We start from the raw sequence: 17941 nt of genomic DNA, 5'->3' as shown, positions 1-17941 counted from the left end.
ACAGGCTCAAAACCATTTTGCCCAGAAGCCATAGGTTTACCCGATAGCGCTCAATTCAAACTCAAGGAATTAGGCGTAAGGTATTGATATATAATAAGTTGGTGGGCCCGGAGGGCGAACAAAAAACGTTGATTTTGTTGAGTTTTTCGTGGGCCAAAATCAAAAGTCTTCCCGTATCGTTCCGTATGGTTCCGCGACCCACAATTGGCAGACACAGCGCCCATTGCCACGGCAGCCCTGGATCGCATGGTGAGCCGTCAGAGGCGGCGCCGTCCAACAAATTACACTTCAGTCGTTCCCTTCGAGATCCTGCGGCGAATGGTTGCGTGGTCGAAGACGACAAAGAACTGACCATGACGCATCCTTGCCGGTGATATCTCGCACCGTCTTCAGCAAAGCTTCATGAGCCGCCTGAAGCGCTCGGAAGTGTGCGCAGCTAGGCGATAGTAGCGGTTGTACCACGCTCCTATGCAGCGCTTCCGCTGCCACCAGAAAGCGGTCGATTTCAGGTTGAGAAAGCTGTTTGGAAAGTTTGGTCCTGGCCATGGTAGCGAACTCCGTTTGAGGGGGTCGCCGCAACGGGAGGATTATATTCCTCAAACCGACGTCACCGGCAAGAGGCGAAATCGTCAATCCACCAAGCCGGCTTGGTGGTGCACGATGGCAGCAAGGATCGCCTCGTAGACGCTGCCAGTGTCTTCCTCGATCTCAATGCTCGGGATGCCTATCGACTTGGCGTCGGCGAAAAGCTTTTGCACGAGCTCTGCAACTGAGAGGATATCAGCGCCTACCGTCTCGGGGACGTTGGCGCCGATCCATTTGTACAAAAAGTCGGTGCCGCGTGTGCTCATCCGCCCATAAGCCCGGAAGCAGGCGTTAGGTTCCAAGCGGCCGGACCGCAGGATCATCGAGCTCCGCTTCCAACTGATCGCTGACAGACTTGGGCCTGTCGGCAATCGGCTCTCCGTCGAAGCCCTTCAGCCACGCGTCCGCATATTCGTCCCAGTACTGTGGCACGTCTCGCGCCTTGCCGTCCTTGCGAGCCTGGACGCCGTACATCCATGCATATGCAAAACGCTCATGGTCCTTTTTAGCCAAGGCCATCACTCCTCCTCCCGAAAGTCCTGCAGCGAGGCGTGGCGTAAGTCTTCCTCGCCGCGTAGGTGCTTCACAGTGGCCACCAGGCCCGGCTTAACCCATTGCGTTGCAGGTCGCTTCATGCCCTTGGGCGCCGTCCCCGCATGGTCCTGGACGCGTTGCCAGAGCCGTTCGCGCAATTCCCTGTTCAAGGTGATAAAGGCGCTGCCGACATAGCGCCCGGTGCCGCATTCCGCCATCAGAGCGAAGGCGGGTTTGCCGGCCTCGCGCTCGACGCCTAGCAAATCGAACTCGTCGATCGCATAGCACTTTGCCTTCAGCCAGTTGGTTGACGGGCCGCTTCGATATTTGCTGTCTTTGCGCTTTGACACCATGCCTTCCAACCCGGCCTGGTCGACGAGGTGAAAGACAGCGGCGCCGGTGCCTGACAGCGCTTCGCTGAATTGAATGCGACTGCCTTTCGGGATCTTCCCGGCGAGGATCTCGCGCCGATCCTCCAGCGGCATATCGCGCAGATCGTGGCCGCTGAGGTGCAGGAGATCGAAGGCCACGAAATACAGGTCATGCTGTCGACACGTGATGGCTTTCCGCAATTCGCCGAAGTCAGACAGGCCCTTGTCGTTGAGAACGATGATCTCACCGTCGATGATGGCGCTTTCGACGCCGAGTGCCCCGCCTGCCGCGGCGAGGTCGCGATATTTGGAGGTCCAGTCCAGCCCACGTCTCGTGAAGATCCGTGTCCCCTTGTCGCCGATGATCATCTGCGAACGATACCCGTCGAATTTCACCTCATGCAGCCAGCCATCGCCCTCGGGAGGTTTCTCAACCAAGGTCGGCATTAACGGCTCGACAAACTTCAAACTCATGATCCACCCACACGGCGATTCAATTAGCGTAAGCTAAAATGGTTCCCCAAAAGAAAAACCCCGCATCTAGCGGGGCTTTTATGCGCCAGCAATGATCTGCGCTGCTGCTGGCTATGCGCCTTTAGAAACCGCAAAGGCCACAATCGCCGCTAGTTTGGCAGCCTTGATGATCGTCGGTCGTGCGTAGATCTTCTTCATGTTCACTTTTGGTTGCATTCCTTGCCGCGCCACCTTTGCAAAAACCCGCCGCTCCGAGGGGTACGGGAGCGACGGGCCTTTTGTCGGTTGCCTGTAACGCGGTGCTTGAAGCCGCTCATTGAGGGTGAGCCCGAATGGTTAACGGAACGTTTCTCGCAACGTTCGCTCATCAGTGTCAATCACACCAGCCCCAGAAGCTCTCCACTTTCCTTCGAGCTGAATCTGTTGGCCATCAGTTTCTTGTAGTGCACCAGCATCTCTGCCGGGACTGCGAAGCCACGTCGAAAGTCTGACGCAGCTTTCTGGCTGCGGGTGATGCCTAGCTGACTGGCCGTAGCTTTGACAGAAGCCACGCTACAGTTAAGTCGTGTGGCGATAGCCTTTGGGCTCTCGTTGTTTGCATACCCTTCCTGGATTGCAATCCGCTTTGCTGTCATTTTCATCCGTCACCCGATGTCATAAGTCTTACCGCTCAGCTATAACTATTAGATGGCCCTAATGTTCCGTTGGGCACCGGTGACGGCCCCCCTTGCGGTTGCGCAGAAATTGGCCCGCGCCCATTTGCAGCGGACGCGAGCCGACCAAGAAATGAGGGTCTCTTAGTCAGCAGCCGGTGCGGAAGAAAACCAGCCGCCGCTGATCAACATGCCGCAACGAGCGAAGTTCCTAGCGAAACGAAAAAACCCGCCGGCCGAAGCCAGCGGGAGGGTTCTGGAGCAGCCAGATTGAGCTCTGGCGAAATCCATAACGTTCAGACCCGAGTTTTGTTTCAGTAGTTGCTAATGTAGCTGAGAGAGCTTGCAAAAGCCCGCGTCATGGAGGGACCAATGACGCGGGCCGGCTCCCACCAGCCTTTGCACCGGATGCCAGTGACAACATCCGAAGCATGAACCAAAACTAATCGAAACAGCTAATGTTCCGACATGCCAGGCGGTTTATCGTTTAGCCGCTTTCTGGACTCTTCAACAAAACGGTCGCAGCCCCGCATTCGGGGAGAAGGAGCGCGGGCAAAGTTCAGCGTCATCAAGGTGCCGATCAGGCCGACCGCTGGCGAAGAAACGCCAAGAGGCGTCGAGCGCGTCTTCGACCTCAATATCTATTCGCTCACACGCATGCATTGAACCTCACGCCCGGCGATCAATAAGCATGCGCTAAAATGGTTCCGAAACTCAATAACTCCGCATGGCGTAGGCGGATTGCGGAGTGGCCCGCGCCCTATAGCAGGACGCGGGCCGACCGAGGAGGGACTCCCAGTCAGCAGCCGGAACCGGCAGAACCAGCCGCTGCAGCTCAACAGCCACTGACGAAGGAAGTTCCGAGCCGAAACGAAAAAGCCCGCCGCCACCCCCTAACGACGGCTTCGGCCTGCGCCACTGGAAAGCGCGGGCTCGCAGCGCTCCCACGCACCGCTCCTAGCCTAACGAATAACTTCGACGCAGGTTTCAAAAAAACCGGCCGGCGCGAGCCGGCGGGGCAGTGCATTCCGGGGATTGAGGACCGAACGGGGTCGGCCCGGTCAAAGCGCGAGACGCCCATGAGTTCCATCCGCGCGTAAACGAGCAAAAATGAAAAACCCGCCACTCCATCAACGGCAGCGGCGGGCCTTCCTTGATCGAAGCAGATTATTCGATGATCTGCACGACCTTGCGCGTATCCGGGTCGACCAAGACCGCATGGTCTCCGACGACCGTATACTTGTACTTCACGTCAGGAACATCGATGGCGTGCAATTCGACGGTGTCCGGCAGCGCGGTGCCCACACCAAGCTCGACACCCAGCAAGCTCACCGAAGCAAGCTTATGCGAGTGGACGTATTCGCGAACGACCGTCTGCTGCTCGGGCTTGAGAATGATGACGTCTTCCGCAAAAGCGGCACCGATTCCGGCGGCCATCACAAGACCTGCAGCGGTGGCGACAAGATACTTCTTCATGATCGAACCTTTCGTTACTAAGTTCACTTGAGCAGCATTTTCACTGCTGAAGCACAACTCTGCCAAGTATATATTGTTCCGGATCTTTATCTTTTATTGTAGAGCGTGCGCTGCTTAGCCGCCACTGGCCGGCGCCGTCGCGGCCGGTGCAGGTTCGGCCGGTTTCGCAGGAGCAGTCGCTGCCGGCGCCTCGACCTTTGGCGCTTCCACTTTGACGTTGATGTCCTGTCCGCTGCCGCCGCTATGGAGGTTGATTACACCGGTGAACAGCAGCAGCACTACCACTGCGACAATCGCGAGAACGACCGCGATGGCAGTGCCGCCGCCTCCGCCCCCGCCTGAGTTAATAACGGTTGGACCCTCAGCCATGACTTCTCTCCTTGATGATTACGAAAATTGAAAAAATGAGGGTTCGCTCGGCACTCGTGGYGGCGAACCCTATCGGCGCAGGACGGGACGGGACTGCGCCAATCTGCGGTTGTCAGGAAAGAGCGATGCCAATCACAAGTAGAGCCATCGCCGTTGCGAAGATCGGGGCGAGCAACCAGCGCGCCTGCTGCACACTTCTATCCATCTGATTTCTCCCAACTATTTGGGAAACAACGACCTTGGCCTTAGGCTGTTCCAATTCAAGTGACGGCTAGGACCTTTGCGTTATTTGATCAGACTTAAGTCCGGCGGCGGGGGGCACGCCCACTGTCCGCCAGCCATATAGGCTTGGCGGGACGCCGGCGTCATTGCTGCCTGCGGCACAGTATCAGGGTCGACGATCTTGCCGCGCATTATCGCCCAGCGGCTGACGACTATGCCTTCACTACGCATCGAGCCCGCACCTCCTTCCCCATCGTACAGCTGGAAGGACAGGACCAGATGGGTTGCGCGGATTTTGCTTCAGCCCAAGCCAGCGCATGGCAGTCGGACGCAGAACGATTGGCATCGCGCCGCCACGGCGCGGCAAGCGTCTCGCGAGTCGGCGAGCTGGCCGAATCGCGAGACGTCCCGTTCAGTTGGAACTGGCGACGGGCGCTACTAGCGGCGTGATGCGGCGGATAGCGACACGGCGGTTTTGTCGTTCCGCCGCTGTCGTGTTCACCTTAAGATAGCGCTCGCCGTAGCCTTGGGTCGTCAGGTTCTCTGGCGCGATGCCAAAGGTGTTGGTAAGGGCCTCGGCAACTGCCTCAGCTCGACGGTCGGACAAGGCCAGGTTTGCGTTGTCGCTGCCGACCGCATCGGTGTGGCCCTCGATCAAAAAAGTCTCTGCCGGGTTCTTCTTCAGCAACCGCTCCATTGCGTCCGCGACACCTTGCAGCTTTTGGACTTCGCTATCCGAGATCGTTGCCGATCCGGACTCGAAATTCAACGTGTCGAGATCGACGCGCCGGGCGATGTCGCGCACACGCGCGGAGCGCTTAACCTCGTCGACCGAATAGAGGCGCTGGACCTTTTCCACCGGGGGTTGTTCGAGGAAGGTGTAGTAGTCACCGGGATCTTCGACCAATTCCGAGTCCAGGATATATTGGTTGCGCGGGATGGAGAGACGCATCGCTGGCAGGTCATCTCCGGGGTCGCGCCAATCGTGCAAATCCTGGTAATACCGCTCGTCGACATAACTCAAGACATACTCGTGGCCGTCGGGCGTGATGCGCGAGCGCTGTAAGACGTCACCATTGCGGTTGCGGATGGTGACGATTTGGTTGCCGTTGTCGCGAATGATCGTCTCGCGGGTGCGGCCGCCCGGCAAATCCTCGTAGTACACGTCCTTGGCACCACGGTTCATTCGCGGAGCTTCGTTGCTCTCGACTATCGTTTGGTTGTTGAACTGGATGATAATCCGGCCGCCAATTTCCGTGAGGACGTCAGCGCCCTTTGGGCGATCCGGCGCCTGGCTTTCTGGCGCCTTGTCTCGTCGGGTCCCTTTTTCGTCCGTTACCGGAACGATCTTCTCCGGCTTGATCTCCTGCTGCGCTGCCTTGTCGTCAGCAGGCGGTGGTCCGGCCTCTACTGGGGCAGCCGCAGGCGCGGACGTCTGACCGCCATCGCTCTGCTGAGCAGGCGGTTTGCCGTCCTTGCCCGGACGTTTTGCATCCTTTTCACTGTCGAGGATGGGCGCGGCGTTCGGATTTGCTGGCGCCTCGCCCTGGACAGGCTTTTCGCTTTGAGGGGGCTTAGCCGGCTCGCCACTGGCTGGCTGCTCGGAGGATGAAGGTTGCTGACCGGTTGAAGGTTGCTCGCCAGTCGCCGGCTGCTTTGGCGCGGGCTCGGCGGCCGGGGCAGGCTCGTCGACCGCGGCAGGGGCCGAGGCAGGCGCGTTGACCGCTGGCGCCTGACCTGCAGGCTCGACTTGCTTAGGCGCCGATTTGTCCGCGGCTGGCGTCTTTTGGTCGGTGGAAGCCGGCGCAGGCTGGGATTGTGGTGTGGTCACGGCCGGCTGGGCCGGCTGTTCCTTCGCGGACGGGTCGATCTGGGGAGCAGATTCTGGAACTGGACTTGCCTCAGGCGCTGGGGCCGCCTCTGGCTGCACCTGCGGTTCCTGAGCAGGCTGCTCTTCGGTCGTTGGAAGTGGAGCAGCGTTTTCGGCCGGAGTCTGTTGCCTCAGCGCGCAGGCTTCGGCAGACTCGCCCTCCTTGCATTTTAGCTTGATAAGAATTGGCGGTTCAGATGCGATGAACCGTGCGGCACCAAACGCTGTGCTGCTGAGCAGTGCCCCGAACGGCGCAGAGGCGATCAGCAAACCGAGAGCGGTGCTGGCCAAAATCTTTGGTCGGCTTGTCATTTCAATTTCTCCGTGGTGTCCCGTCGCTATTCAAACTAAGCGCTGCGGCATTCGTTCCAGACCGCTTCAAATGAAGCGCTGCCAAGGACGGTGCAGCCACCAGGCAGCTGTCGCGTGACGACGAGTTGCCTGCCTTGACCCGCAAAGCGGACGGTCGTTTTCGATGCTACGCCGCAAGCTCGTCTCCTCTTGGTGGGCGACGGGCTTTGACTTTCTCACGTGTCGGCCTGCTCTTGCGGAGCCTGGACCGACAGATCCGCTACCGCTTCCTTTTCAAGCTTAGTCAGTTTGGTTTTGATCACATGCGGCTCGGCATGTTCCAGCCCAACCACATCATTCCGCGCTTCTGACAACGCAATAATGAGCTCGTCCAGCTTTGCATGTATGGCGGCCGTGTCACGATAGCCCTGAATCAGCACAACGCCGGTGATGATAATTGCTGCAACCGACAGCGCGTAGGTGACGGCATTTGTTAAACCGAACGGCACCAATAACGTGCAGAGAACCATCGCCACGACCAACATATAGAAGCCGGGCGGACGCGACAGAAAGTCAGCGGCGAGAAATAGAAATCGGTTCATGACAGAAAGAAGCCTGCGAAACGCAGCGTCAGCGCAAGTGACGCGGGCACCGCCCGTAACCAACCTGCCTCGATAAGGCTGTTGTGCCGCTCCTTCATACCTTGCTCCTTGATCGCGACATTCACAAAGCGGCTCTAGCGCTCGAGCGTCGCGCGCTGGTGCCATTGCACATGCTCAGCCTCCACTAGCGGGTGCGGCCGGTGCAGGCGCTGGGGAGGCGGGCGATGGGGCCTCAACTTTCGGCACATCCACCTTGACGTTGACATCTTTGGTCCCGCCACTACTCCCGAGATGAATCACCCCGGTGAAGAGAAGCAGGATCGCGATCGCCACTATGGCAAGAACAACTGCGACAGCAGTTTCCCCCTCCGCCTGAGTTCACGATGGTAGGTCGGTCTGCCATGAATTCCTCCTTGATATTGAAATCATTGAGGAAACGACTGCTCCACGGGTTAGTTCCCACCAAGGGCTTCAGTCCTGAGGCGCATACGACCTAGGTCCTATGACCGGTTGATTGCCCTGGCCTGATCAAAGACTTCGATGCCATAGGTAGCCAGCAATTGTCGGAATCATGCCGATTCAGCAACGTCGACAAGGCCGTGATAATCTGCGCAGGAAGACGCGGTTGGTGATCATCACGCTTTCCGGAACGTCCGAGGCGCCCCCGTGGATGCCGCTATCGCACTCATGTAGATCACGGGTATTGAAACTGGCCGCGGACGAAGCCGAGGCGCTCCGCCCGCTACGCCAAATTACGTCAGCTCATAGTAGAAATCACAAATCAGGTCCGCGACCTTGACCGCTTCAAAATCCGTCATGTGCGCTGCGGTCTCAACAGCGACCGTTTCCATATCGTCTTGATCGACAGCAAGCAGATCCAGTATTTTTGCAAATTTGAACTTGAGTTCTGGGTCACCATCGAACTCATCGATCGTAACGTCCAGAATGTTCGTATTTGCGTCGATCAGGCGCGTTTGAACACTGTCCGAAGACGCTGCTAGCGTCCTGATCGCCGCGAAAAAGTGCTCGCGCGCGTTGGCATATTTGTCGTCCATTTTTGATACCTTTATGATGAAGCGCTGCGCCTTGGACGTGAGACGCGCACCGCGACTTACGCTTTTGGCAAGGCCTGAGTCAACGACACAGGCCGGCCGGTCGCGCGCTGATGTCCGTGAAACGACCGGACGGTCGGCGACCATTCAGACAACGCTTCACCGAATGTTCGAGCTTCAATGGACAGCAAGCGACTCGACCAAAAAGCAGATTGCAAAGACTGGCGATAGTCCTGACGGACATGCCAGATAATGATGAAGACACGCGGCCGTTCATTGCAGCCGGAACGCCGAGCACTTCAGCAAAGGGCGGAGTTTGCAGATCATCTTCAACAGCAGGCGGGACGCCTTGCGAACCCGCTGCGAACCGACGCAGCGGGTTCTTTGTGCTTTCGGAAACCGAGAGGCGATCCGTCAGGCATAAGCGGGCTCGCGCTCAACCATCATGTACGCGCCACTTTGGCCGCCGCCAGGTACGCGTGGTGATACTGCCGCCGGGCAAGGCGGCGGATCATCGTCATCGTCCCTGCCGGTAGAGCGCCGCTTACGCAGCAAGCGATTTATGCGCGGGCCGCGGCGGTCAAATGCCATGTTCCACGGCATTGCCCGACGCGAAAGATCCTTGCCGGTGGGGCCGACTTGATCCAACGCCTTTAGGCATCGCAAGATATCGTTGACAGGGACGATCTTGCCGTTGTCCAGTTTGCGTAGGATTGGCTGATTTTCGACGGCATACGCATCAGACGCCCATGATGCGAGCAAGGCCCGCTTCTCGTCCAGGCTCATGCGTGGCTGGTTGAGCACATTGCTCGGACTGTCGAGAAGGCAAAAAAGACCCTCGAAAAGTCCGCCGCGCCGGGTTGCCGCGCGGGATGTTTCAGTCTGCTGATTCATCTCCAATCTCCGCAATCGAGGCCTCCCGACCGAAGCCGGGAGGCGACCGCAGTGTCCGTGTTGAATATCGGCGTCAGGCAACCTTACGCGGTTTCTCGACGTCCTGGATGATCTGCTTGCTGACCGCCCTGGCGTCGCCAGGGCCGATGTTGATGCGGCGAGGCTTCAGTTCCTCGGGGATTTCCCGCACGATCTCGACGCTGAGCAAGCCATTCTCAAGGGACGCAGCCACCACCTTCATGTGGTCGGCCAGCTTGAACACCTGTCTGAAGTTGCGCAAGGCAAGGCCCTGGTGCAGCACTTGACGCCCGTCCGTGTCGGTGGATTTCTGGCCGACAACCACAAGTTCCGGGCCATTCTGCGTCAACTCCACTTCCTCGGAACTGAAGCCGGCAATAGCCATGGCGATACGGTAGTCGTTTTCACCGGTCTTCTCGATATTGTAAGGCGGCCAGTCGGTCCTGGCGCTGTTTTCGAGCATGTCGAAAAGACGATCGAATCCGACGGTGGTTCGATAAAGCGAGTCAAAGGTTCTCATAGCCACATTCTCCTTGAAGCAACATGGGTACAAGGTGCGTCGCCCAACGGCGCCGCCCGTAGTCGAGCCATACAGCCTCGACGGCGGACGATTTGGGAAGCGTCGAAAACAGCTTCAAGACCCCTGCGCAAAAAAATTCGAGCCTCTTGATGCCCCGAAAAAACCCGCTGCCGCAAGGAGAGCAACGGGTCGACCACGCCGGCTAGACCATATGCCTTCTTCAGCCGCGTCGCACGACCTCAAATCCACGCGAGGGTACTGCCCTCATGTGGTCGTGCGAGCTTTCAAACCAGTGATTCAAATCCTGCAGCGGCGACCGGCCGACCGAACAGAAATCCTTGCCCGAAATCACAGTCCATATCTCGCAAGAGCGTGCGTTCCATCTCTGTCTCTATTCCCTCAGCGACGACATGAAAGCCGAGTTCTCTTGAAATCCTGATGATCGACTCAATGATGACCCGCTTGGATCGGCTTTGTGCCAGCCCTTTGACAAAACCTCGATCGATCTTGATCTCTGTGAGGGGGAAATCTTCGAGATAGCGCAGATTTGCGTAACCGGTACCGAAATCGTCGATCGATAGGCCGACGCCAAGTTCCCGCAAATCTCTCATGATCGACAGCATTTCCGCGGAACTCTCGACCATCAGGCTCTCGGTGAGCTCAAGCTTGATCCATGCGGCATCGGCGCCGCTGGCCGTGAGCACGTCGGAGACAAATTTCGGCATGTCGCGAAGCTTGAACTCAATCGGCGAAACGTTGAATGAAAAGCCTATCGGCACTGGTCGGTCCCTGTTCACGCGCGCGGCAAGGTCCGCAACGGTTCGAAGACCACGGGCGCCAATGTCAAGTATGAGACCCGTGTCTTCGGCATGGCCGATGAACCTGTCCGGCGACTGCATCCCAAACAGGCCATGGTCCCATCGCAATAGGGCCTCAGCGCCGACAATAGTTCCCGTGGCGAGGTCGACCTGCGGCTGGTAGTGGAAATCGAACTCGTCATGTTCCAGGGCCTGCTGCATTTCGCTGGTCATTCGCAGTCGGTTTCGGGCGCGCTTATCGTCCTCGGAGCTGAATGCGCAAACATCAAGAAACGCGGACGACTTCGACCGATGCAAAGCGGCACCGGCACGACGAACCAGCGTCATGGCGTCCGTCGTTTGGTTGCCAACGACATAGCCCATCGCGAAACGTATCCTGATCGTTGCGCCCGCAACGAGATACCGCGGCGCCAAGGACTGCCGGATCATTTCAATTGTCGCTCGAGCCTCGTCGGCATGGCTCAGAGGCTGGGCAAGCGCAAACTCATTGGATCCCGTGCGGCAGACCAGTGCCGCGCCAGTGTTGGTCAGGCGTTGGGCAATCTGCATCAGCACCTGGTCGCCAACGTCATATCCGTAACCTTCGTTGATGTCATGGAACCGTGCCATGTCGATCTTCGCAATTAGGATCGGCCGTTCCCCTTTACTCAGCAGGACGTCAACGTCCTCGACGAAGGCATATCTGTTGAGCACACCGGTGAGCATGTCGGCGCGGGTGCTCTGGGCAATTTGGGCTGCAGCGGCCCTGCTCACCGTCACGTCCCGGATGAGTCCGACATAGTGCGTCGGCTCGCCACCAGCGATGCTCATGGCCGCGAGGCGGAGTTCGTTCCAGAACCAGCTACCGTCCTTTCGGTAGTTCTTCAATGTGACGGCAACATCCGCTCGCCGGGCGACTGCGTCGCGAATGGACTGGATTTCGGGTTGAAGCCGATCGCTGCCTTGCAGGAAACGGCAGTTTCTCCCTATCAGTTCGTCACTAGGATAGCCGGTGATGTCCTGGAAAGCGCGGTTGACGTAGACGAGCGCCATGCCCCTTTCACGCAGATCGCTGATGGCCAAACCATCTCTCGATAGATCGGGCAGCCGGGTGGCGATCGCTTCCGGCACGCTTAAGCGGCGCGGATTGGAGGCTGCGGTGGTGCGGATCAGACTGCCGAACCCGGCCTTGAAAATCTCTGTCATGTTGGGGCCACGGCTGATAGTATCCGGATATGCATGCCCCCATAAATGGCCAGCTATCGCGCATATTCTACTGGCACGATCAACAGGTTCCGTCACGGAATGGTCGACGTAGCGTTGGCCCCGTGGGCTGCGACTGATTAGTGGCTCAGTGACGCACTCGTGCACCCGGAAAGCGGCATGGACATGAACGATGAGCCTGCCCACGCGCTCCGTAAGTCCGGCATCCGCGTCATGGGCGAGATGTCCTGGGGCACACACATCTGCGTCTTCTATGAAGCGGAACAGGACCTGCTTGCCGCAAACGCTTCCTATTTCGCGGCTGGGCTGGAGAACAACGAATTCTGCATCTGGGCGGTCTCCGATCCGATCAACGCAGAGACGGCGAAGGATGCGCTGCGGCAATCGATCCCCGACATCGATGCACGCCTGTTGGCCGGCCAAATGGAGATGATCCCTGCCACGGACTGGTACCTTCCGGGCGGCGAGTTCGACATACAGCGCATCACCGGCGGATGGAATGAGAAGCTGCGCGCAGCGTTGGAACGGGGCTATGCCGGAATCAGAATCAGCGGTAACGCATTCTGGATCGGGACCAGCCACTGGCAGGAGTTTTGCCAATACGAGCATGAACTCGACCACTCGCTGGCGGGTCAGAAGATGCTCGTTCTGTGCACTTATTCCCTGTCGAAAAGCAGGGCCGTGGACCTGCTCGATGTCGCGCGAGCGCATCAATTCACCATCACCCGACGAAACGGAGAATGGGAATTTCTCGAGACGCCGGAGCTCCAGGCCGCCAGGCAGGAAATCAGGAAGCTGAATGGCGCACTGGATATCCTAGCGGACACCGACCACACCGCTTTCACTGCCCGCGAGCGTATCGTGCTCGCCCAAATCGTCAGGGGTTATTCGAGTAAGGAGATTGCCCGCACCTTGAAAATTGCCCCGCGAACGGTCGAGTTCCATAGGGCCAATCTTCTCAAGAAAACCAACGCACGAAGCACGGTCCAACTCTTGCACATGATTCTTGGCGAGTAGCACAAGTCCGTAGTTCCTTTTGTGATGGGAAACTGGAGCAGAGTCTGCGCTCCGCGCGGCCTGCGACGGCTTTTTACGCTGCGATGAAACAGCGCCATGGGATAGGTTTCCGAGTAGCCCCTGCAGGTTTAAACGTTCGCTGTCACTTCTCGGCAGCCAGAAGCCGCCAGTCCGCTTCTTGCCCAAGGTAGTCAATGGTCACGAATCGAACGTGTCGGCCTGATCCGTACGTGGAACCTCGCGTGCCCTTTGAAGTTCCCACTGAGCCAGCCTGCAGGTGTTCATTGGACAAGCATGGACGATATCGCAACCGCGCCGTTTCGAAAATGGTCGGAAATCTTCATTCGCCAGCGCTCAAGAAATTTGGAGCCAAGTTGATAAGCACGATCCGCCACCGCAAGGTGAACGGGACGGCGTCGGAGGTAAGCATGTCGCAATCCTTGATTGCTGAATGGCCGTTGCCGACATCCGCGACGCTCGGGTCATCAGTGCGCGCAAAGGGGATCGAACGCGAAGTGCGGGCGCGCCTGCTATGGGCGGTGCGCAAGCACGTAAAGGCTGAGACAGGGCGCATTGCGTTGCGAATGCTGGAAGACGAGGCGGACGAGTTCGAGACCGCCTCGGCCACCATCACCAAAATGCTTGTGGGCATCGACGAGTTACCCGTGCTCCCGCGCGAGGTCGAAGATGTTCTGACGATCTCGTCGCGCGAGCGCCACAAATGGGTCAAGGATGGTCGGTTGCAAAGTATCGGCACGCGTACCGTGAAGATGCGGGGGCGATCGAAGAAAGTCACCTTCCACGTTTTCGATCCCCGCCACATCGAGGACGTCCTTGATCGCGACTTGCCTACCGTCTGGCGGGAAGAGGATGCGCGGGAAGTTGCCGAAAACAGGCGGCGCGGCGCCGGCAAGGCAGCCCTGACGCGTGCAGGAAAGGGCAACGCGAAAGCCCGCGTCGCCAAGAGTAACTTTCGAGCAGGTGACCCCTCGCCAAGACCGGAGGGATGGGACGAGTTCGAGGACGAGGGCCTGCTGCGCTAGCCGTCGCGGTTGCCAACCCTATGCGTTGCGCCCTGACTGTCCCAACGCCAAGCCAAGTCTGTCAATTTGTCCTGTTGATCGACGTAACTGCAAGGTTCGTCAACTTGTTGTTGGTGGCTTTCTCCTCGTCGAGGATTTCGCTTAGCAACTTGTGCGCCTCGTCGTGCCCAAGGTCCTTTGCCCATTCCCGCAGCGAGCCGTACCGGGAAATTTCGTAGTGCTCAACTGCCTGGCAAGCAGCCAGCAAGCCGGAATCGAGAGCCGTCCCCGATGCTTCTTTCATCAGTCCATCGGCTTCCTTGAGGAGCCCCTCGATAGCATCGCACTTTTCACCAGACGCCTTCTTGCCTATCGACTTGAACACCTGATCCAACTTCCTGATCTGCCCCTTCGTTTCCTCAAGGTGGTCTTCGGCCGCCTTCTTTAGCTTGGCGTCCTTCACCGCCGCGGCCACTTTCGGCAAAGCCTTGGTAATCGCGTTCTCCGCATAATACATGTCCTGGAGGGTATGCTCGAAAATATCGGCCAGCGTTTTCATTACAATGCTCCTTGCCCGAATTGGCTTCAGATGAAAGAGCGGGCGAAGCGAATGGTTCCGTGCGTTAAAGCAAACGGGGACATCCTGCATGAGAGTTGCGCCGGCATTGCGCTAGTTGGCGCGTCTTCAGCGGCGAAGACCCAGCATCAACGATGTCAGCGTTGCGCTCGCGCATGCCACGGCAACCAGCGCGACAACGCCAGCGCTGTTGGAATGTTTCTCTGTGCGCGAGACGACAACGCGGCTCGCAGGCACATCGTTGTGAACCAGCGCATCAAGATCGGACCTGCTGCCGTGTCGAACGGAATAGGCGCGAGTGAATTCCGCCCCGAGAAGAAAAATCTCCGATGAGTAGTAAACCCAAAGCAGTATGATGAGCAGCCCACCCGCGGCCCCATATGAGGACGCGATCGCGCTGGAGCCGATATACCAACCGATAAGCGATTTCCCGATCGTGAAAAGGGCAGCGGTCACAACAGCCCCTATCCCGACATCGCGCCATTCCAGAGATCGATCCGGCAAGATCTTGTAGATGGCAGCGAACATCGCTGAGATCAGGACAAACGAAACCACCGCATTGATCACACTGAGGACGATTGTGCCAAACGGCAACTGAGCGTTGATGACGTTGCTTAGGGCCGAGATCGCCGCGCTCGCGACGAGAGAGACGAGCAACATGAAACCAAGGGCAGCGACCAGTCCCAAACTCGCAGCACGTGCGCGCACAAGGCGTGACAACGAACTGCCCTGCGGCTCAACCTTCCATATTGTGTTCAACGACTGCTGCATTTCGGCAAAGACACCAGATGCAGTCAGAAGCAAGGTAACGATGCCCACGACCGCCGCCCAGGTGCCGGATGATTTGGCCGACGCGCTCTCGAGCGCGGTTTGAAGGAAACTTGCGCTTTCTGGACCCATCAGGCCGGAGACCTGGGCAGACAACGCCAATTGCGCGGCTTCATGACCGAATGCGAGACCTGCGATTGCGACTACGATGAGCAGAATTGGCGCCAACGATGTGGTGGCGTAAAAGGCCATGGCAGCGCCATGGCTGAGCGCATTGTCGTTGACAAAGCCCACTACGCTTTCTCGCAACAGATCCCATGCAGTTTTGATCGCGCGGCGCATGTCGAGCCCGTCGGCAATTCCATTGGCGTCCACCAGCAATGCATCAGCCCTGCTGATGTTCCGCTTGCGAGCGACGCGTTCTTGACAGACGCGAATGCCCTTTCAGAAATTTCGATACGCCTCACCGCTTCTGTCGAGACACGAGCTCCGAAAAGACCGCTTCTCGATCTCCCTTGTGTTTCTGCAAGAGGGCCAATGCTTCCTGGTGATCGATGCGGCCGAGCTTGCCGATGAAATCCAATTCGTGCCGCGGCACGGACACGCGGGTCATCCGTCCCAGATCGAACCTTGCACCGCTTTCTGCCGCTGCTTTGTCAACCATTAAAGCCCTCTTGCTATCTTTTCATGGGAGTGTGGCCCGCCCCGACGGGTCGGCGCGGGCCATTCGTTTACTGGCTGATGACGATCCGCTGCTTGTCGCGGTTCTGGGCGTAGGTGCCCTTATCATAAGCGGTCTGCGCTTCCAGCTGGGCCTTGGTGAAATTGGTGTAAAGATAGCGGTTTCCGTCCTTGTCGGACATGAACTTCAATTTCTCCAGGCCCACGGCCACTTCCTTTTCCCCCATACCGAGGAAGCCGCCGACGTCGACGACTACGGCATCCACCTTCTTGTCGGCGCTCAGAACGACGTCGCCGATCTCGCCAACTTTTGCATCGTCGGCGCCGTAGACGGTCGTGCCGATGAAGTCCTTGGTGCTGATCTTATCCATCGGCAGCTCGGTCAGCGACGCCTTGTCGATGGCAGCCGTTTTTGTGTTGTCCGTTGTGGTCGCAGGAGCCGGTTCGTTGTTGGCGGTGGTGGCAGCGGCGCCGTTCGCAGCTGTCGCCGGATCATAGACCTTAAGGTCGAAATCGGGCTGCGCCTGGAGGTCTTCCTTGGTGGTCTTGGCGACCAGCCAGCGTTCGCCCTTTTTTTCGACCCATTCAGCCTTGCTGAAGTCATAGGCGACGTTCTTTTCGCCAATGCCCAGAAAGCCGCCAACGCCGATAACAATATACTTGGCCTTGCCGTCCTTGGAGAGGACGATGTCTTTCACGTCGCCGATCTTGGCGGCATCGTCCGCAGCACTGTCGTAGACGTCAGCGCCGATGATCTTGGTAGCCAGGCTCCCCTCGGCCATTGTCGCCGGGGCGGCCGTAGTTGTCTGCGTTGTGCTGGCAGGCTTTGCAGCATCTTCGGCTGAGGCCCCTGTGGCCCAGACTCCGGCGGTGAGAAGCGTTGCGACGGCTGTTGTAGCCAAAAGTTTGCGGATCATGATAGGTTTCCTTGTGCGTTATGTTGATGCACGCCGCGTTCGGTTTAACCATTGCATCGGTGGCTGAACGCGGCACTGTTTGCGTCTGCACAACGAGCCTTACGGATCGAAGTTCCATCATTGTGCGAGCCAAATGAGTTGGCTCGCATTCGGCTCGCAGCCCTGCCAAATCATCGCCCTTCTGGCGGAACCAGTTGGCTCAACAAGCGTTTCCGGCCCGAACCAATTGCGGTTCAAGGAAAGGGGAACACAAATGCAGAATCCTGGCGTCGGCTGGATTGCGGCGATCATCATAGGCGGCCTTGCCGGCTGGCTCGCCGAGATGTTCATGAAAAGCAACATGGGCGTGCTCATGAACATCATTTTGGGGATTGTGGGCGCCGTTATTGCCAACGTACTCCTGGGGGCGCTCGGCGTCTCGTTGGCCGGGTGGCTTGGTTACCTGGTTGCTGGCTTCATCGGGGCTTGCATCTTGATTGCAGTGGCCAGGATGATCAAACGCTGAACCAGCTTTTCTTGAAGGGCCTCCCTGTCGGGAGGTCCTCTCACATGTGAGATGCATCCTGTCGGACTTCACATTGCTCGCTTAGCGGGAATGCCAGGAGCAGGCTGAGAGGGCAAGGACAATCAAGCGCGACGTGCATGCGCTTTACCTCGCATCGCGCGATCCCCGAACACCATGGTACGCAAAGGCGCTTGCCGATGCGTCGCCGGCTACGCCCTGTCGCCAATCGACCTAATCCCGGACTTCATACCGGTGATCGGGTACCTCGACGATGCGATACTTGTCCCCTTAGGCGTGCTTGCCGTGGTGAAGATGATACCGCCTGAAGTCATGGCGAAACACAGAGCGGCGGCGGCCTTGGCTGTAAATAGACCTGTGAGCCGCGGCGCGGCGGCGACGATCGCTTGCATATGGGCCGGATCGGTCGCACTGGCTGGATGGCTGGGATATCGATATTTCGTCGCCTAATTCTGAAGTCGCATCCGACAGCGATGGGCTGGCA

19 protein-coding genes and 1 pseudogene are annotated in these 17941 nt (G+C 58.3%); 4 read left to right on the top strand and 16 right to left on the bottom strand.

Going from position 1 to position 17941, the window contains the following annotated elements; genetic code table 11:
- Positions 1–288: 288 nt before the first annotated feature.
- The 12 genes from AC1DXN_RS28490 to AC1DXN_RS28435 all read right to left on the bottom strand — a co-directional run bounded on the left by AC1DXN_RS28490 (position 289) and on the right by AC1DXN_RS28435 (position 11934).
- Positions 289–546: a hypothetical protein gene (locus tag AC1DXN_RS28490; RefSeq protein WP_477272474.1), complete on the bottom strand. Its 258-nt coding sequence runs from the start codon at positions 544–546 to the stop codon at positions 289–291.
- Positions 547–629: 83 nt separating this feature from the next.
- A complete protein-coding gene (locus AC1DXN_RS28485; RefSeq protein ID WP_477272476.1) occupies positions 630–851 on the bottom strand; it encodes a DUF768 domain-containing protein in 222 nt (73 codons plus the stop codon).
- A 25-nt stretch (positions 852–876) separates the two neighbouring features.
- A complete protein-coding gene (locus tag AC1DXN_RS28480) occupies positions 877–1104 on the bottom strand; it encodes a hypothetical protein (protein ID WP_477272478.1) in 228 nt (75 codons plus the stop codon).
- A complete protein-coding gene (locus tag AC1DXN_RS28475) occupies positions 1104–1964 on the bottom strand; it encodes an ATP-dependent DNA ligase (protein WP_477272480.1) in 861 nt (286 codons plus the stop codon). The genes AC1DXN_RS28480 and AC1DXN_RS28475 overlap by 1 nt, the downstream gene beginning before the upstream one ends.
- Positions 1965–3784: 1820 nt before the next feature.
- Complete coding sequence (locus AC1DXN_RS28470) at positions 3785–4093, bottom strand: DUF1236 domain-containing protein (protein WP_477272482.1); 309 nt, start codon at positions 4091–4093, stop codon at positions 3785–3787.
- Positions 4094–4207: 114 nt separating this feature from the next.
- Positions 4208–4462, bottom strand: a complete 255-nt coding sequence (locus tag AC1DXN_RS28465) for a hypothetical protein (protein ID WP_477272484.1) — start codon at positions 4460–4462, stop codon at positions 4208–4210.
- A gap of 634 nt (positions 4463–5096) precedes the next feature.
- A complete protein-coding gene (locus AC1DXN_RS28460; protein WP_477272486.1) occupies positions 5097–6866 on the bottom strand; it encodes an OmpA family protein in 1770 nt (589 codons plus the stop codon).
- 215 nt (positions 6867–7081) lie between these two features.
- Positions 7082–7447 carry a low affinity iron permease family protein gene (locus AC1DXN_RS28455; RefSeq protein WP_477272488.1) on the bottom strand — a complete coding sequence of 122 codons (366 nt, stop codon included), beginning with the start codon at positions 7445–7447 and terminating at the stop codon, positions 7082–7084.
- Positions 7448–8199: 752 nt separating this feature from the next.
- The gene (locus tag AC1DXN_RS28450) at positions 8200–8646 is read right to left on the bottom strand and encodes a hypothetical protein (protein WP_477272490.1); all 447 of its coding nucleotides are present in this window, start codon (positions 8644–8646) and stop codon (positions 8200–8202) included.
- A gap of 267 nt (positions 8647–8913) precedes the next feature.
- Positions 8914–9393: a hypothetical protein gene (locus tag AC1DXN_RS28445; RefSeq protein WP_477272492.1), complete on the bottom strand. Its 480-nt coding sequence runs from the start codon at positions 9391–9393 to the stop codon at positions 8914–8916.
- Between the two features lie 73 nt (positions 9394–9466).
- Positions 9467–9931, bottom strand: coding sequence for an Hsp20 family protein (locus tag AC1DXN_RS28440; protein WP_477272494.1), 465 nt, complete (start codon positions 9929–9931; stop codon positions 9467–9469).
- A gap of 284 nt (positions 9932–10215) precedes the next feature.
- Positions 10216–11934, bottom strand: a complete 1719-nt coding sequence (locus AC1DXN_RS28435; RefSeq protein WP_477272496.1) for a putative bifunctional diguanylate cyclase/phosphodiesterase — start codon at positions 11932–11934, stop codon at positions 10216–10218.
- 177 nt (positions 11935–12111) lie between these two features.
- Here AC1DXN_RS28435 and AC1DXN_RS28430 point away from each other — a divergent pair, with 177 nt between their 5' ends.
- The gene (locus AC1DXN_RS28430) at positions 12112–12969 is read left to right on the top strand and encodes an MEDS domain-containing protein (RefSeq protein WP_477272498.1); all 858 of its coding nucleotides are present in this window, start codon (positions 12112–12114) and stop codon (positions 12967–12969) included.
- A gap of 428 nt (positions 12970–13397) precedes the next feature.
- Positions 13398–14012 (top strand): hypothetical protein, encoded by a 615-nt coding sequence (locus AC1DXN_RS28425; protein WP_477273377.1) that lies wholly within the window; start codon positions 13398–13400, stop codon positions 14010–14012.
- Between the two features lie 61 nt (positions 14013–14073).
- Here AC1DXN_RS28425 and AC1DXN_RS28420 read toward each other — a convergent pair whose 3' ends face one another.
- The 4 genes from AC1DXN_RS28420 to AC1DXN_RS28405 form a co-directional block, all read right to left on the bottom strand.
- Positions 14074–14550 carry a YciE/YciF ferroxidase family protein gene (locus AC1DXN_RS28420; protein WP_477272500.1) on the bottom strand — a complete coding sequence of 159 codons (477 nt, stop codon included), beginning with the start codon at positions 14548–14550 and terminating at the stop codon, positions 14074–14076.
- 126 nt (positions 14551–14676) lie between these two features.
- Positions 14677–15711 carry a YihY/virulence factor BrkB family protein gene (locus AC1DXN_RS28415; RefSeq protein ID WP_477273379.1) on the bottom strand — a complete coding sequence of 345 codons (1035 nt, stop codon included), beginning with the start codon at positions 15709–15711 and terminating at the stop codon, positions 14677–14679.
- Positions 15712–15799: 88 nt separating this feature from the next.
- Positions 15800–16000, bottom strand: coding sequence for a hypothetical protein (locus AC1DXN_RS28410; RefSeq protein WP_477272502.1), 201 nt, complete (start codon positions 15998–16000; stop codon positions 15800–15802).
- A gap of 67 nt (positions 16001–16067) precedes the next feature.
- Positions 16068–16934: a PRC-barrel domain-containing protein gene (locus AC1DXN_RS28405; protein ID WP_477272503.1), complete on the bottom strand. Its 867-nt coding sequence runs from the start codon at positions 16932–16934 to the stop codon at positions 16068–16070.
- A gap of 253 nt (positions 16935–17187) precedes the next feature.
- Between AC1DXN_RS28405 and AC1DXN_RS28400 the strand changes: the two genes are divergently transcribed.
- A complete protein-coding gene (locus AC1DXN_RS28400) occupies positions 17188–17439 on the top strand; it encodes a GlsB/YeaQ/YmgE family stress response membrane protein (protein WP_477273381.1) in 252 nt (83 codons plus the stop codon).
- A gap of 112 nt (positions 17440–17551) precedes the next feature.
- Positions 17552–17853, top strand: a pseudogene (locus AC1DXN_RS28395) (YkvA family protein); the annotation flags it as partial.
- Positions 17854–17941 lie beyond the last annotated feature (88 nt).

The sequence above is a fragment of the Mesorhizobium sp. P2_H9 genome (assembly GCF_056403215.1).
This window is presented reverse-complemented; position numbering and strand designations above follow the sequence as displayed.

What these genes read in the sequence shown, in the direction of transcription:
- AC1DXN_RS28490 (WP_477272474.1), bottom strand. Translation starts at nt 546, where the DNA reads ATGGCCAGGACCAAACTTTCCAAACAGCTTTCTCAACCTGAAATCGAC.
- AC1DXN_RS28485 (WP_477272476.1), bottom strand. Translation starts at nt 851, where the DNA reads ATGAGCACACGCGGCACCGACTTTTTGTACAAATGGATCGGCGCCAAC.
- AC1DXN_RS28480 (WP_477272478.1), bottom strand. Translation starts at nt 1,104, where the DNA reads ATGGCCTTGGCTAAAAAGGACCATGAGCGTTTTGCATATGCATGGATG.
- AC1DXN_RS28475 (WP_477272480.1), bottom strand. Translation starts at nt 1,964, where the DNA reads ATGAGTTTGAAGTTTGTCGAGCCGTTAATGCCGACCTTGGTTGAGAAA.
- AC1DXN_RS28470 (WP_477272482.1), bottom strand. Translation starts at nt 4,093, where the DNA reads ATGAAGAAGTATCTTGTCGCCACCGCTGCAGGTCTTGTGATGGCCGCC.
- AC1DXN_RS28465 (WP_477272484.1), bottom strand. Translation starts at nt 4,462, where the DNA reads ATGGCTGAGGGTCCAACCGTTATTAACTCAGGCGGGGGCGGAGGCGGC.
- AC1DXN_RS28460 (WP_477272486.1), bottom strand. Translation starts at nt 6,866, where the DNA reads ATGACAAGCCGACCAAAGATTTTGGCCAGCACCGCTCTCGGTTTGCTG.
- AC1DXN_RS28455 (WP_477272488.1), bottom strand. Translation starts at nt 7,447, where the DNA reads ATGAACCGATTTCTATTTCTCGCCGCTGACTTTCTGTCGCGTCCGCCC.
- AC1DXN_RS28450 (WP_477272490.1), bottom strand. Translation starts at nt 8,646, where the DNA reads ATGGTCGCCGACCGTCCGGTCGTTTCACGGACATCAGCGCGCGACCGG.
- AC1DXN_RS28445 (WP_477272492.1), bottom strand. Translation starts at nt 9,393, where the DNA reads ATGAATCAGCAGACTGAAACATCCCGCGCGGCAACCCGGCGCGGCGGA.
- AC1DXN_RS28440 (WP_477272494.1), bottom strand. Translation starts at nt 9,931, where the DNA reads ATGAGAACCTTTGACTCGCTTTATCGAACCACCGTCGGATTCGATCGT.
- AC1DXN_RS28435 (WP_477272496.1), bottom strand. Translation starts at nt 11,934, where the DNA reads ATGACAGAGATTTTCAAGGCCGGGTTCGGCAGTCTGATCCGCACCACC.
- AC1DXN_RS28430 (WP_477272498.1), top strand. Translation starts at nt 12,112, where the DNA reads ATGGACATGAACGATGAGCCTGCCCACGCGCTCCGTAAGTCCGGCATC.
- AC1DXN_RS28425 (WP_477273377.1), top strand. Translation starts at nt 13,398, where the DNA reads ATGTCGCAATCCTTGATTGCTGAATGGCCGTTGCCGACATCCGCGACG.
- AC1DXN_RS28420 (WP_477272500.1), bottom strand. Translation starts at nt 14,550, where the DNA reads ATGAAAACGCTGGCCGATATTTTCGAGCATACCCTCCAGGACATGTAT.
- AC1DXN_RS28410 (WP_477272502.1), bottom strand. Translation starts at nt 16,000, where the DNA reads ATGGTTGACAAAGCAGCGGCAGAAAGCGGTGCAAGGTTCGATCTGGGA.
- AC1DXN_RS28405 (WP_477272503.1), bottom strand. Translation starts at nt 16,934, where the DNA reads ATGATCCGCAAACTTTTGGCTACAACAGCCGTCGCAACGCTTCTCACC.
- AC1DXN_RS28400 (WP_477273381.1), top strand. Translation starts at nt 17,188, where the DNA reads ATGCAGAATCCTGGCGTCGGCTGGATTGCGGCGATCATCATAGGCGGC.